Below are 15,049 nucleotides of genomic sequence, written 5' to 3'. Positions count from 1 at the left end.
TTATTCGAACTATTGAAAGTTGCAAGTGGGACCTTGCTGGTCAAACCACAATTTTAGCGATTTTAACCGAAATTCAATACATTTTTGACTTAAATCATGCACAAATCTTGTGCACTTCACTGCCAATAAACACTGACTATAGGCTATTTTTATGACATTAAATAGCCAATTTGGCGACATTGGGTACAAATTGAAGATTCAGCAAAGTTTCGAGTGATATTTGATGTAAAAGTTCACTTTCACTTGCTAAAGCCCAATTTAAACCATGTACATCCCGCCATTTACGTGCAAAGTTTCGCCGGTGATGTATGCCGCTTCTGGGGAAGCCAGAAATACCACTGCCGACGCAATCTCACGTGGGTCACCAAGACGACCCGCTGGGACGTTCGATAGTGTTGCCGCACGCTGATCGTCGTTCAATGCTTTGGTCATGTCTGTCTCAATAAAGCCAGGCGCCACAGTATTCACTGTGATGCCGCGAGACGCAACTTCACGTGCCATTGATTTAGTAAAACCAATCACGCCAGCTTTCGCTGCCGCGTAGTTAGCCTGACCTGCGTTACCCATAGTGCCAACCACAGAACCTACGTTGATGATACGGCCATGACGCTTTTTCATCATGCCGCGCAATACCGCTTTTGACATACGGAAAATCGGCGTGAGGTTGGTATCGATGATGTCGTTCCACTCATCGTCTTTCATACGCATCAGCAAGTTGTCACGTGTGATACCTGCGTTATTCACTAGGATGTCAATCGCACCAAACTCGTCATTAATGGTTTTCAGGGTTGACTCGATGGAGTTCACGTCTGTGACGTTTAACGCGAGTCCTTTACCTTTGTCCCCTAGGTATTCGCTGATCGCTGCCGCACCGCCTTCAGAGGTTGCAGTACCGATCACTGTCGCACCACGCTCAACCAATAGTTCAGCGATAGCACGGCCGATACCACGGCTAGCACCGGTAACCAGTGCGATTTTACCTTCAAGATTCATCATGTTTGTTGTTTCCTTTGAGTCGCTTATGACTTAGCTGCTTCGAGTGAAGCGACATCGTTAACGGCTGCGCCGCTAAGCGTTTTTACAATACGTTTCGTCAAGCCAGTCAATACTTTACCTGGGCCAAATTCTAACAGTGATTCGACGCCTTGCTCGCTCATGAGCTGAACACTTTCCGTCCAACGCACCGGGCTGTAAAGCTGACGCACCAGTGCTTCTTTGATTTTCGCAGGATCGGTCTCTGCCACGACGTCCACGTTGTTGATGACGGGTAAAGAAGGCGTGTTGAACTCGATCTCTTCTAGTGCAACCGCCAGTTTATCCGCCGCAGGCTTCATCAGAGCGCAGTGAGAAGGCACAGAGACAGGTAAAGGCAACGCGCGCTTTGCGCCCGCTTCTTTACATAAGGCGCCCGCACGTTCCACCGCCGCTTTACTGCCGGCGATAACAACTTGACCTGGCGAGTTAAAGTTAACAGGAGAGACAACCTCGCCTTGCGCTGCGTCTTCACACGCTTGAGCAATCGCGGCATCGTCAAGACCGATAATTGCATACATAGCGCCCGTGCCCGCTGGTACCGCTTCTTGCATTAAGCGGCCGCGCAATTCAACTAGCTTGATCGCCTGCTGGAAATCAATCACACCTGCACACACAAGTGCAGAGTACTCACCTAAGCTGTGACCCGCTAGGTTGGCTGGCAGCTCTTGTCCTAGCTCTTGCCACACACGCCATACCGCAACCGAAGACGCTAGCAGCGCAGGCTGGGTGCGAAATGTCTGGTTAAGATCTTCCACTGGCCCATCTTGCACCAACGCCCAAAGATCGTAACCGAGTGCTTCTGAAGCCTCAGCAAACGTCGCTTTCACTACTGGGTATTGCTCGCCAAGTTCAGCCAACATGCCAACGGCTTGCGATCCTTGACCTGGAAATACGATAGCAAACTTGCTCATACTCTTTTCCTTAACTCAATTTCTTTTAAGACTTGATTCGGTTGCTCTTTCTGCTGTCAGAAAGAAAAGATGCCACTGCGGCATCTTCAATTTGAATTCTTGCGTGATTAAAACTTCACTAGGGCTGAACCCCATGTGAAGCCACCGCCAAAGGCTTCAAGCAGCAAGGTTTGCCCACGCTGAATACGCCCATCACGTACGGCTTCATCAAGTGCAGTCGGTACTGTCGCCGCAGAGGTGTTACCGTGCCTATCCAGTGTGACCACGACTTGATCCATTGACATCGCCAACTTCTTCGCGGTCGCAGAAATAATGCGAAGGTTTGCCTGATGTGGCACCAACCAATCCAGCTCGGTTTTATCCATGCCGTTTTGCTTGAGAGTTTCCGTCACAAGGCGAGACAACTGAGTCACCGCTACTTTGAAGACTTCATTACCCGCCATGTGCAACCAGCTATTGATGTCATCACTGTGCTCAAAGTCACTGCTGATTTCTTCACGGCGATTAGGGTATTTCAAGCTCAGTAGGTCGCCAAAGCGACCGTCGGCATTAATGGTGGTCGACAAAATACCCGGCTCATTACTCGCGCCTACAATAACCGCACCAGCGGCATCACCAAACAAGATCACGGTCGAGCGATCACTCGGGTCACAGGTTTTTGATAACGCATCAGCGCCGATCACCAAGATGTGTTTGCAATGACCGGTTTTGATGTACTGATCGGCCACCGACAGTGCGTAAACAAAGCCGGAACACGCCGCAGCCATGTCAAACGCTGGGCAGTGTTTAATGCCAAGCAAGGCTTGCACCTGACAGGCCGCTGATGGAAATGCATGTGAACCACTGGTGGTCGCAACAAGAATCATGTCGATGTCGTTCTTGTCAATGCCTGCCATCTCGATAGCATTTTTCGCCGCTTGGTAACCCATATCTGCAACGGTTTCATTTTCCGCAGCAATACGACGCTCTTTAATACCCGTGCGAGCAACAATCCACTCATCACTTGTATCTACCATTTTCTCTAAGTCTGCGTTTGAACGCACCTGAGATGGCAGGTAGCTGCCAGTACCTAAAATTTTGCTATACATGAAGACTAGTAATGCCTCTCTTGGGGTTGCTGATCGAACAGAACCGTTTCCAAACGATCACTAATACGGCTTGGTACTTGTCGTTTGACCTCGTGTAGTGCTTCACCAATGGCATTGATGACCGCGTCTACATCAGCACTTCCATGGCTTTTTATGACAATGCCGCGCAATCCTAGCAAACTTGCGCCGTTATACTGGTCGGGGTTCAGGGTTTTTAGCTCATTAAATAAGCCAGAAAATAATTTTCTTGCAATCCAACCCTTTATAGATGAGGCCATCATGTGTGATTTCAACTTATCGATAAAGAGTTGCGCTGTCCCTTCACAGGTTTTGAGGCAGATATTGCCCACAAAACCATCACAAACGACGACATCAGCGGCATCGCGTAACAATTGGTTGCCTTCAATATAGCCGACAAAATTGACCGACTGAGTCTGAGAAAGCATTTCAGCGCAGCGTTTAACGAGATCATTACCTTTGATCTCTTCAGCGCCGATATTGAGAATAGCGACTCGTGGCGGTTTACCCAAGTATTGTTCGACTAACGCACTGCCCATTACCGCAAATTGAAACAGCGAATCGGCGTCACTCGAGACATTGGCCCCTAAATCCAACATCCAGGTTTTACCGCCGGATGCCGTTGGCAACGCAGAAATTAATGCAGGACGTTCAATACCCGGTAAAAGCTTAAGCTTGAAGCGTGACAATGCCATTAACGCGCCGGTGTTGCCACCGCTGACACACGCATCCGCTTCAGCGTTGGATACCGCATCGATTGCCATCGCCATGGACGTATTCGCACTATTGCGCAGCGCTAGAGAAGGTTTTTCTGAGTTAGAAATGACTCGGTCACTGTGCACAACGCGTAACCGTGCGTTGGACTGAACACCAAGTTGGGAGAGTTGGGTTGTGATCATGTGCTGATCACCCAAGATGATCACTTTTAGCTCTGGGAAATGCGACAGTGCCTGCACGGCGGCAGGCACTGTAACGCGAGGACCGAAATCCCCGCCCATTGCATCAAGTGCAACGGTTATATTTTGCAAAGGTCAACCTTACTTGTTGATAACCTTCTTGCCGCGGTAGTAACCTTCAGCAGTCACGTTGTGACGTAGGTGAGTTTCACCTGAAGTTGCGTCAACAGAAAGTGCAGCTGTAGTTAGGGCATCGTGTGAACGACGCATACCACGCTTAGAACGTGTTTTACGGTTTTTTTGTACGGCCATTGACCCTACTCCTATGTTAGTTCTTAAAGTGTCTTGCTTACTAAAAAGTTAACGCTTTAAGCTTTTCAAAACATCGAATGGATTCGGCTTCTCTTCCACTACCTCTTCTGGAAGGTCACCAAACACCATGCTATCTGAATCAACGCTACAATCCGCTTCATCATGCATTGCTACTTGAGGCAAGTTGAGAATGAACTCGTCTTCAACTAACTGTATTAGGTCGACTTCACCGTACTCGTTCAGATCTACCAAATCGTACTCTTCCGGTGCGTCTTCTTCACTCTTCTCGCTATAGTATGGCGTGTAAGTGAATTCGACTTCGCACTCATGTGCGAAAACCTCATTACAGCGTTGACACTCTAAATCGACTTCGATGTTAGCTTTACCAGAGATAACAACAAGTCGCTGTTCATCCAACTCAAATGACAATGACACTTGAGCGTCGCGTTTAACGCCTTCGACTGATTCGCTTAAGCGCTTAAAAAGACTTTCTTGAATGATACCATCATAATCAAGACGCTTTTGAGCCGCTCTTGCGGGATCAACCGTTCGCGGTATTTTTACCTTTTGCATAGGGCGCGAATTCTATCTTCCAATTCATTTTGAGTCAAAGAAAAAGGAGAAAAAGTTGGACTTTTTTTCCTTTGCTCCACCAGAGCAATGATCTTAGCAAAAAGATCCTTTAAGCTCACCTAAATCAAACAAAACACTGATGATTTAAAATGTACTCTTACCCACTCGTCTTAGCGTCCACCTCTCCCTACCGTAAACTATTGTTGGAAAAACTCGGTCTCACGTTTAGCGCCATCGCACCAGACTGTGACGAAACGCCACTAAGAAACGAATCACCTCAAGCGTTAGTGGAACGTCTCGCAGTGGGTAAAGCGCAAGGTTGTTCACTATCGCAGCCGAGCCTTGTCATCGGTAGCGATCAAGTGTGTGTGATTGACGGCGAAATTGTTGGTAAGCCCCATACACGTGAGCGCGCCATTGAACAATTGCGTCGGCAAAGCGGCCGTGCGATCTGTTTTTACACAGGCGTTGCCTTATTCAACAGTGCCACCCAAGCGCTGCACACCCGCGTCGATACGTTTACCGTACATTTTCGCACGCTCACCGAGCAGCAAATTGAACGCTATGTCGATAAAGAGCAGCCCTTTTATTGCGCAGGGAGCTTTAAAAGTGAAGGGTTAGGTATTGCGCTGTTTGAGCGCTTAGAAGGCAAGGACCCCAACACCTTGGTCGGATTACCCTTGATTGATTTGGTTGACATGCTTGAGCAAGAGGGCGTATCCGTCCTTTAGACTGACACGCACTCTTGTTACTCATCACACGCAGGAACCACTGGGGTTAGGACCTTAGCCCGGCTAACGCCTTTTCAAGCTTTGGCTCCATCGGCGCGCTAATCTCCATCCAATCTTGCGTCTGCGGATGGACAAATTGGATCGTCGCCGCATGTAAAAACAGGCGATCCAAACCGACTTGCCCGGTATAGGCATCAAACCGGCGATCTCCATATCGGTCATCCCATGCGATAGGATGACCTGCATATTGGGTGTGCACACGGATCTGGTGAGTGCGCCCTGTAATTGGACTGGCCTGAATTAAGGTCGCCTGTTCAAACTCTTCGATTATTTTAAAGCGCGTCTCAGACGCTTTGCCATTGGGGTTGACGCGCACAATGCTGTTTACTTCGTTTTTCAACAGTGGCGCATTGACCACTTTGCAACTGCGCTTCCATTTCCCCATCACGAGAGCAAAGTAACGCTTTTTGACGGTTTTCTCTCTAAATTGCGCTTGCAGGTGACGCAGTGCTGAGCGTTTTTTAGCCACAAGTAAAATCCCAGATGTGTCGCGGTCGATACGGTGCACCAATTCCAAAAATCGAGCTTGGGGCCTCAATGCTCTCAACGCTTCAATCGCACCGAACTTCAAGCCACTGCCACCATGGACTGCGGTACCCGAGGGTTTATTGAGAATGAGTAAGTGATCATCTTCGAAAATGATCATCTGCTCTAGCTCCGCCACCTTACTCAGCTTTGTGCTTGGGGCAATATCGTCGGTTTTTTCTTCGACCGTCACCGGCGGAATTCGAACCAAGTCACCCGCTTGCAGTTTGTACTCAGCTTTGACGCGTTTTTTGTTCACTCGTACTTCGCCTTTGCGCAAAATGCGGTAAACCACACTTTTCGGCAGGCTTTTGAGTTGGTTGCGCAAAAAGTTATCAATGCGCTGACCAGCCATGTCGTCATCTATATCGACGAATTGGACTTTCGTTCTAATTTCGCTCATCGGGCTATTCTAACACTCTCATAACCGTGCTTGAAATCACATTTCCTCTGCAATTTAAACGCGGTTTTATCTCAAACAATGAGTCTCAGTTCTGCTACGGATACTTTTTAACCGTGGCATTTGCAAATCTGTATTAAAACCAAACTAATAACTTTAAATACAAGGTTTTATAAAAAACAAAATTTGATTTTTTAGCGTTTTATTATAAAGCAGATTGCTGTGTTTACTGGGTACTGCTATAGTTCACACCTGCAATAAATGATTTGGTTGCATTTTACACAAACCCAATCATCTTAGCGCAAGACGGTAAGTAGCCAGCTAATTTAGCAAAATGCAGCATACGGCGTAAGACATTTTCGACATTAGTAAAATTGTTGCCCTGCTTACTGCTCCATCATGTTTGAGTATCGACCGCTAATGATAGCGGCTTACACGCCAGCGCGTGTAAGACTGAAGTGCCCTGAGAGCATCCCTCCAGCCGGGAGGCTGCAACGACATAAGCCATGGGATCAGGCACCGTGATAGAGAAAAAAGGCAACAATATACAAAAGAATGACAACGAGATTTATCAATGAAAAGAATGTTAATTAACGCAACTCAAAAAGAAGAGTTGCGTGTTGCACTGGTTGATGGCCAGCGACTGTATGATCTAGATATCGAAAGTCCAGGACATGAATCAAAGAAAGCAAATATCTACAAAGGACGTATCACCCGCATCGAACCTAGTCTAGAGGCCGCCTTCGTTGACTACGGTGCAGAAAGACACGGTTTCCTCCCTCTCAAAGAAATTGCCCGCGAATACTTCCCTAACGGTTACACCTATCAAGGTCGTCCAAGCATTAAAGAAGTGCTAAAGGAAGGCCAAGAAGTGATCGTGCAGGTAGAGAAAGAAGAGCGTGGTAGTAAAGGCGCAGCCTTAACCACCTTTATCTCTCTTGCGGGTAGTTACCTTGTATTAATGCCAAACAACCCACGCGCGGGTGGTATTTCTCGACGCATTGAAGGCGACGAGCGTACTGAACTCAAAGCGGCATTGAGCACGCTTGAGCTCCCGCAAGGCATGGGACTGATTGTTCGCACCGCGGGTGTGGGCAAAAGTGCTGAAGAGCTGAAGTGGGACTTGAACGTTCTGCTTAACCATTGGGGTGCGATCAAACAAGCCTCTGATGCGAATCCAGCACCGTTCTTGATTCACCAAGAAAGTAACGTGATTGTCCGAGCGATTCGTGACTATTTGCGCCGCGATATTGGTGAAATCCTGATCGACAGCAACACCATTTACGAACGTGCACTTGAGCACATCCGTTTGGTGCGTCCTGACTTTGTCAATCGTGTGAAAAAGTACGATGGTGAAGTGCCACTGTTTAGCCACTACCAAATTGAAAGCCAGATAGAATCTGCCTTCCAACGCGAAGTGCGCCTGCCTTCAGGCGGTTCTATCGTTATTGACCCAACGGAAGCGTTGACGTCTATCGATATCAACTCGGCACGCGCCACCAAAGGCGGCGACATTGAAGAGACAGCGCTCAATACTAACCTAGAAGCGGCGGATGAGATCGCACGCCAATTGCGTTTACGTGATTTGGGTGGCCTGGTCGTTATCGACTTCATCGACATGACACCGGTGCGTCACCAGCGTGAAGTTGAAAACCGCCTTCGTGACGCGGTTCGTATGGACAGAGCGCGCGTGCAAATTGGTCGTATCTCTCGCTTTGGCTTGCTAGAAATGTCTCGTCAACGCCTAAGCCCGTCGCTTGCAGAAGCAAGCCACCATATTTGTCCTCGCTGTAGCGGTACAGGCGTGGTGCGTGATAACGAATCACTCGCCCTGTCAGTATTGCGCTTGATTGAAGAAGAAGCACTAAAAGACAACACTGCCCAAGTGTTGGCTGTAGTTCCTGTACCTATCGCTTCTTACTTGTTGAATGAAAAACGTCGCTCGGTTAACCACATCGAACGCATTCAAGAAGTTAAAATTACCGTGGTACCGAACTCTGACATGGAAACCCCTCACTTCGATGTGATTCGTGTACGTGAAGGTGAAGAGTTTGATCTGCTCTCTTATTTGCTACCACAAAAATTGGAAGCGATGAAGGAAGCAGAAAGCCGTGATGTTGCAGAAACAGAAGTGAAACCGAAGAAAATCGAAGAGCCTGCTCTTAAAGGATTTGCCTCGGCAACACCATCTGCACCAACGCCACCACCTGCTGCGCCAAAAGCGGTAGAGAAACCGGTTGAAGAGACTCCGGCTCAACCTGGCGTCGTTGCTCGCCTGTTTAAAGCACTGGCTGGCTTCTTGTTTGGTTCTAATAGCGAAGCAGAGAAGAAAGAAGAAAAACCAGTCGAAAGCGAGAAGAAAGACAACGCGAGTAACAACAATCGCAACCGTCGTGGTCGTAATGACAATCGCCGTCGTAACAACAATCGTGATGACAAACGCGATAACCGTGATGACCGCCGTCGCAATAGCAACCGTGATGACCGCCGTCGCAATAGCAACCGTGATGACAAGCGTCGCAATAACAATCGCGATGAAGTCGAAGCAACAGAAAGCAACGCGACCACTGAGCGTAAGAGCCAGAACCGCAAGCCAAAGCAAGATCGCCGCAATACCAAGCGCGATGATGCCACAAAAGGCAATGCGAAAGTTGCGGAAGAAGGATTGAAGCTTGCCGCTGATGCCCAGCAAACTGAGCCTACCAAAGCGCGTGAAGAGAAAACTGAAAAAGTGAAAGAGCGTCGCCAGCGCCGCAAACTCACCAAACAGGTTCGCGTGAAAGATCAACAAGCTCAGGCCCAAGCCGATGCCGATGCTCAAGAAGCAAAAGCTGAGGCGGTTGTTGAGTCCGTTGAACAGACGAACGACACAGCGAATGAACAAGCTGAACAGCCTAAGCAGCGCCGCAACCGCCGCTCACCGCGTCACTTACGTGCAAGTGGTCAGCGTCGTCGTCGTGGACGTGATCGTCGCCCTAACCCGTTCCGTTTGCGCAAAGGCGGTGTCGCGTCACCAGAAATGGCGATGGGTAAAGTGATGCCAAGCTACGGCATTACTAAACCAACTGCGAAGCCTAAAGTGGAAAAAGAGACCACAGAGGTAACAGTGACCCTTGGTGGATTTGCCTGCCCAGAAATGGCAATGGGTAAAGTGATCATTCGTCGCGAGCAACCTGTCCAGGCTCAAGCTGAGACCGTGCCTTCACCAGTGGAAGCCGAAGTGGTGAACGTCACTCCTGAAGCACCTAAAGCGGTCAAAGCCGAAACGGTAGAGGCTCCAGCGCCAGTTGAAGCCGTTGCAGACAAGGTGGTTGAAGAGACCGTCGCGACGGAATCAGCGCCAGCGGACGTCTCTGAGCTAGTGACCCCAGCTGTTGAACCCGTAGTTGAACAGGCAGAAGTCAAACCGGAACCGAAAGTAGTTAAGCCAGCGAAGGCTTCTCCTCTGAAAGGATTTGCTTCTGCGCCGATGGCTAAAGCCCCTGGCAGCGATGAAATGAAAGAGATTTCAGTGGTCGCCGCGCCTCTTCGTCAAGAGCGCTATCAGCCTAAAGGAGCCGGCAGTCAAGTCGCGCGCAACCAGGCAAGCGCAGCGATGGCAAAGCCACAAGGTTACTAATACAACCTTAATCCCTCAGTAAGACAGCCCCTTTTTGGGGCTGTTTTTTCTCTGTGATACACCCTCACTGTGTCACACACCACATGCTACACTCTAGTCATTATTGAACTTAATCACACTTTTAGGTAGCATTCGCGGTCACGAACTGAATTAACGTTTTAGCAACCCTTTCGATACCCATATCAAAAGTATCATCGCATTTTGCGCACTATGACGTCATTCAGACTAGGCCTAACTCATGAGCAGAACAAAATAAGTATGTTTGAATTTCCTCAATTTTCTAAGCACTCGGTGAAAAACGATGTGCTCTCTGGCCTAACGGTCGCCCTGGCTTTAGTCCCAGAAGCCGTCGCTTTCGCGTTTGTCGCCGGCGTTGACCCTATGGTTGGCCTGTACGCCGCCTTTATTGTTGGTTTAATTACGTCCATTTTTGGCGGTCGTCCAGGTATGATTTCAGGCGCGACGGGTGCCATGGCCGTGGTTATGGTTTCACTGGTTGCCAGTCATGGCGTACAGTATTTATTCGCTGCCATCATGCTTGCCGGCATCTTACAAGTCGCCGCGGGTATCTTTAAGCTAGGTAAATTTATTCGCATCGTACCTCACCCTGTGATGATCGGCTTTGTGAATGGATTGGCGATCGTTATCTTCCTCGCTCAGTTAGGCCAATTTAAAGCCCCGGATATCAACGGTATGCTGACTTGGCTACCACAAGGTCAAATGATGCTGATGTTGGGCTTAGTTGCACTGACCATGGCCATCATCCATTTCTTGCCTAAAATCACTACAGCAGTGCCCTCTTCGCTCGTGGCCATCGTGACCGTCACCGCTTTGGTGGTGGGTTTAGACCTCGAAACACGTACCGTGGTTGACTTTCTTCGTACCATGTCTGGTGATGATGCTGCGACACTGGCGGGCTCACTGCCCACCTTCTCCATCCCTATGGTGCCGTTTACCCTTGAGACGCTGCAAATCATCCTACCCTACGCCATCATTTTAGCGGCGATTGGCCTGATCGAATCACTATTAACCCTGACGGTTCTCGATGAAATGACCAATACTCGCGGTCAATCTAACCGCGAATGTATCGGCCAAGGTATGGCGAACATGACTTGCTCCGTCTTTGGCGCGATGGGTGGTTGTGCCATGATTGGTCAATCGATGATTAACGTCAATTCGGGTGGTCGTGGCCGCCTTTCCGGTATTGTTGCTGCGGTTGCCTTGCTGATGTTTATTTTATTTGCGTCGGCTCTGATTGAGATGATTCCGCTGGCGGCTCTGGTTGGCGTCATGTTTATGGTTGTGATCGGTACCTTTGAATGGGCAACCTTCAAACTAGCACGCCGCGTACCAAAACAAGATTTCTTCGTGATTGTTCTCGTCACTGTGGTCACGGTATTAACTGACCTGGCCGTCGCCGTTGCGGTCGGTGTGATCGCTTCTGCCTTGATGTTTGCATGGCAGCACGCCAAACACATTTATGCTGATACGCGCATCAATGACGAGGGGTCAAAAGAGTACAAGATTCATGGTCCGGTGTTTTTTGGCTCTACCGCCAACTTCCTTGAGCTGTTTAACGCACAAGATGATCCAAGTGATGTGATCGTCGATTTTGCCGACTCTCGCGTCACTGACCACTCAGCGATTGAGGCCATTGAAACCTTGGCGGATCGCTACGCGACCGTCGGTAAGACATTGCACCTGCGCCATCTCAGTCCAGACTGCCGTAAGCTGCTACATAAAGCCGGTAGCTTAGTGGAAATCAATGTCAAAGAAGACCCAAGCTACAAGGTGGCCACCGACGTCTTAGCAGGCTAACGGTTCGCTTTTATCGATAGCACAGAAACAGTAAGGGCTTCCAATTGGAAGCCCTTTTTATTAACCGCGATGATTACAGCAGTTGATTCAACTTTTCGCCCACTAAGGACTTACGCCATCCTTGCATCACGTCCGGTAAGGCCGCAGGATCTCGGTCTTTTTTCCATACCCAAGTGATGATCTGATTGAGCTGTTTTTTTGAGGCAATGAATTCAGTCGCCAGACCTGAGCTTTGTCCAGCGTGTTTAACTTCATCCTTTAGACGTTTAAACACCTGCTTGTAGCCTGGTAAATCCATCAAACGTTCAATTTTCTCTGGGTACTCGTCTGCTGGCGTCATTTTGGCTTCTTTCACCAACGAAATGAGTCGCGTAGCATGACGTTGCACGGATCTTGGGTCCATGCCTTCTTGCTCCATACGCTGCTTGTTTTGCAAACCCAGTCTCGCGACGTTGAGCAAATCATTTTCTTTAAACACAAAGTTTAACGCTAAGTCACGACGCAGCGCTTCTTTATAACGCCAAGTGGCCAGAGGCTTCAATATGGCCAGCTCTTTAGGTTTCAGTTGCCATGCGCCCTTGATGTCTAAATAAGCGTTAGCTGGATCGATACTTTTGATTCGCTTTGCGGCCAGCATTTCGCTCTCCTGCTGCGCTGCGTCCCACCAGCCTGCTTGAGTCACTGCATCAAGCAGTTTTTCATACAGTGGCAAGAGGTAGAACACGTCTGCCGCCGCGTAGTCGAGTTGCTTATCTGAGAGTGGACGAGCTAACCAATCGGTGCGTGATTCACTTTTATCGAGCTCTACACCTAAGTAGTGATCAACCAGGGCAGCAAAGCCGGTTGACAGGCCATGGCCGAGAAACGCCGCCATCACTTGCGTGTCTACCATGGGAAACGGCAAGCAATCAAAGCTATTGTTAAACACTTCTAAATCTTCACCACAGGCGTGGAGCACTTTCAGCACCGAGCTGTCTTTGAGCAGAGCCACAAACTCACTCATGTCATCAATCACGGTTGGATCGATTAATGAGAGCTGCTCGCCATCGAACAGTTGTATCAGCCCTAGCTGTGGGTAGAAGGTACGCGTTCTGACAAACTCGGTATCGAGCATCACTACATCCACCTGGCGTGCTTGCTGGCAGATAGAGTTTAGTTGTTGGGTATCGGTAATGATTTGGTAATTCACAAAGGTCTCGCTACGCCTATAGAGTGGCGTTCTAGTTGCGGCACATAAAAAATGCCGACCATGGTTATGTCGGCATTCTAACATCAAAGCTTACGATCTGCTTAGCGAGTTTAGCTATCGTGCTTGGCCAGATTCGCTTCGTTTTCCTCTCGCAGAACGCGACGTAAAATCTTACCAACGTTGGTTTTAGGTAAGTCTTCTCTAAACTCAACCAATTTTGGCACTTTATAGCCGGTCAGATGCTTACGACTGTGAGCAATCACTTCCTCTTTGGTGAGGCTTGGATCTCGCTTGACAACGTACACTTTGACCACTTCACCAGAGACATCGTGAGATTGACCGATTGCCGCCACTTCCAGCACCTTGCCATGCAGAGCAACCACATCTTCTATCTCATTCGGGTAGACGTTGAAACCGGAGACCAGAATCATGTCTTTTTTACGATCGACAATATAAATCATGCCGTGCTCATCGAATTTGACGATGTCACCCGTTGACAACCAACCTTCGCTGTTGATCACCTCTTTAGTCGCTTCCGGACGCTGCCAGTAACCTTGCATCACTTGAGGGCCGCGTACTTGTAGTTCTCCAACCTCGGTGGTTGGTAATACCTGTCCGGCATCATCCACAATACGCACTTCCGTTGAAGGAACAGGCAATCCAATCGCACCTGTGTAGTCTTTCAAATCGTAAGGGTTCCCCGTTACTAGCGGCGAGCATTCGGTCAGACCATAGCCTTCAAGTAAGTGAATGCCAGTTGTCTTCTTCCATTGGTCGGCAACCGCGCGCTGCACCGCCATGCCACCACCAACGGCGAGCTTAAGCTTGCTGAAATCAAGTTCGTGGAAATCTTCATTGCTCACCAAGGCATTGAACAAGGTGTTCACCCCAGTGATCGCGGTGAAAGGGTGCTTTTGCAACTCTTTGACAAAGCCTGGAATGTCTCTTGGGTTGGTGATCAACAGGTTCTGGCACCCCAGTTCAACAAACAGCAAACAGTTCACCGTCAGAGCGAATACGTGATACAGCGGCAGCGCTGTTACCACTAATTCACGCCCTTCTGTCAAGACAGGGCCGTAAGCACCTTTCGCCTGCAAAACGTTAGCAATCATATTGCGGTGGGTTAGGATTGCGCCTTTCGCCACCCCTGTCGTCCCGCCCGTGTATTGCAAGAATGCAATGTCATCCCCCGACATAAACGGCTTCACGTACTGTAGACGACGGCCTTTGTGGAGGGCTTTGCGCATCGAGATCGCCCCAGGCAAGTCATATTTTGGCACCATGCCTTTGACGTACTTAACGACAAAATCGACCAAGGTACCTTTCGCTCGAGGCAGCATTTGCCCAAGGCTCGTCAACACCACGTGCTTAACAGGCGTGTTCTCCACCACTTGCTCAAGCGTACTGGCAAAGTTGGAGACAATCACAATCGCTTTGGCACCAGAGTCATTGAGCTGATGCTCCAACTCACGTGGCGTGTAAAGCGGGTTAACGTTGACGGCGATCAGCCCAGCTCGCAATACACCAAACAGGGCGACCGGATATTGCAGCAAGTTTGGCATCATCAACGCGACGCGATCACCCTTTTGCAACTTAAGATCGTTTTGTAAATAGGCGGCAAACGCTCGGCTGCGTTCCTCCAATTTACGGAAGGTCATCACCGACCCCATATTCACAAAAGCAGGTTGATCCGCGTATTTTTGTACGGACTGCTCAAACATCTCAACCAGAGATGGATACTGGTCCGGGTTAATGTGCTCAGGTACATCGCTTGGATAGCGTGACAACCAAGGTTTATCCACGTTAATACTCCTCGAAAAAACAGCGTGCGCGCGCCGATATCGTTATGTTGTTATTGGCCTATTACAGCACAG

Annotated in this window: 12 protein-coding genes; 3 read left to right on the top strand and 9 right to left on the bottom strand. The window is 49.0% G+C overall.

The features are described from left to right. Positions 1–258: 258 nt before the first annotated feature. The 6 genes from fabG to yceD all read right to left on the bottom strand — a co-directional run bounded on the left by fabG (position 259) and on the right by yceD (position 4,833). On the bottom strand, positions 259–993 hold the full coding sequence (gene fabG, locus AC6R03_RS04900; RefSeq protein WP_334552782.1) for a 3-oxoacyl-ACP reductase FabG: 735 nt from the start codon (positions 991–993) through the stop codon (positions 259–261). A 26-nt stretch (positions 994–1,019) separates the two neighbouring features. Next, positions 1,020–1,946: an ACP S-malonyltransferase gene (gene fabD / locus AC6R03_RS04895; RefSeq protein WP_487901115.1), complete on the bottom strand. Its 927-nt coding sequence runs from the start codon at positions 1,944–1,946 to the stop codon at positions 1,020–1,022. A 107-nt stretch (positions 1,947–2,053) separates the two neighbouring features. Continuing rightward, positions 2,054–3,034 (bottom strand): beta-ketoacyl-ACP synthase III, encoded by a 981-nt coding sequence (locus AC6R03_RS04890; protein ID WP_500630304.1) that lies wholly within the window; start codon positions 3,032–3,034, stop codon positions 2,054–2,056. Positions 3,035–3,039: 5 nt separating this feature from the next. After that, positions 3,040–4,080 (bottom strand): phosphate acyltransferase PlsX, encoded by a 1,041-nt coding sequence (gene plsX / locus AC6R03_RS04885; RefSeq protein WP_334552536.1) that lies wholly within the window; start codon positions 4,078–4,080, stop codon positions 3,040–3,042. A gap of 9 nt (positions 4,081–4,089) precedes the next feature. Further along, on the bottom strand, positions 4,090–4,260 hold the full coding sequence (rpmF, locus tag AC6R03_RS04880; protein WP_014232495.1) for a 50S ribosomal protein L32: 171 nt from the start codon (positions 4,258–4,260) through the stop codon (positions 4,090–4,092). Positions 4,261–4,308: 48 nt separating this feature from the next. Then, complete coding sequence (gene yceD, locus AC6R03_RS04875; RefSeq protein WP_500630305.1) at positions 4,309–4,833, bottom strand: 23S rRNA accumulation protein YceD; 525 nt, start codon at positions 4,831–4,833, stop codon at positions 4,309–4,311. Positions 4,834–4,982: 149 nt separating this feature from the next. On the opposite strand from yceD, the gene AC6R03_RS04870 reads away from it, so the two are divergent. Next, positions 4,983–5,564: a Maf family protein gene (locus AC6R03_RS04870; RefSeq protein ID WP_500630306.1), complete on the top strand. Its 582-nt coding sequence runs from the start codon at positions 4,983–4,985 to the stop codon at positions 5,562–5,564. Between the two features lie 46 nt (positions 5,565–5,610). Here AC6R03_RS04870 and rluC read toward each other — a convergent pair whose 3' ends face one another. Beyond that, complete coding sequence (rluC, locus tag AC6R03_RS04865; RefSeq protein WP_500630307.1) at positions 5,611–6,552, bottom strand: 23S rRNA pseudouridine(955/2504/2580) synthase RluC; 942 nt, start codon at positions 6,550–6,552, stop codon at positions 5,611–5,613. Between the two features lie 571 nt (positions 6,553–7,123). On the opposite strand from rluC, the gene rne reads away from it, so the two are divergent. After that, positions 7,124–10,168, top strand: a complete 3,045-nt coding sequence (gene rne, locus AC6R03_RS04860) for a ribonuclease E (protein ID WP_500630308.1) — start codon at positions 7,124–7,126, stop codon at positions 10,166–10,168. Between the two features lie 258 nt (positions 10,169–10,426). After that, complete coding sequence (locus AC6R03_RS04855) at positions 10,427–11,986, top strand: SulP family inorganic anion transporter (RefSeq protein WP_334552541.1); 1,560 nt, start codon at positions 10,427–10,429, stop codon at positions 11,984–11,986. 73 nt (positions 11,987–12,059) lie between these two features. On the opposite strand, the gene rnd is transcribed toward AC6R03_RS04855, so the two are convergent. Both rnd and fadD read right to left on the bottom strand, forming a co-directional pair. Next, positions 12,060–13,175, bottom strand: coding sequence for a ribonuclease D (gene rnd, locus AC6R03_RS04850; protein ID WP_500630309.1), 1,116 nt, complete (start codon positions 13,173–13,175; stop codon positions 12,060–12,062). 110 nt (positions 13,176–13,285) lie between these two features. Beyond that, positions 13,286–14,977, bottom strand: coding sequence for a long-chain-fatty-acid--CoA ligase FadD (gene fadD, locus AC6R03_RS04845; protein WP_500630310.1), 1,692 nt, complete (start codon positions 14,975–14,977; stop codon positions 13,286–13,288). Between the last annotated feature and the right edge of the window lie 72 nt (positions 14,978–15,049).

It is taken from the genome of Vibrio sp. R10-SG-ISO4, assembly GCF_059834135.1.
Note: the sequence above shows the minus strand (reverse complement) of the source record. Positions and strands in the feature narration are given on the sequence as shown.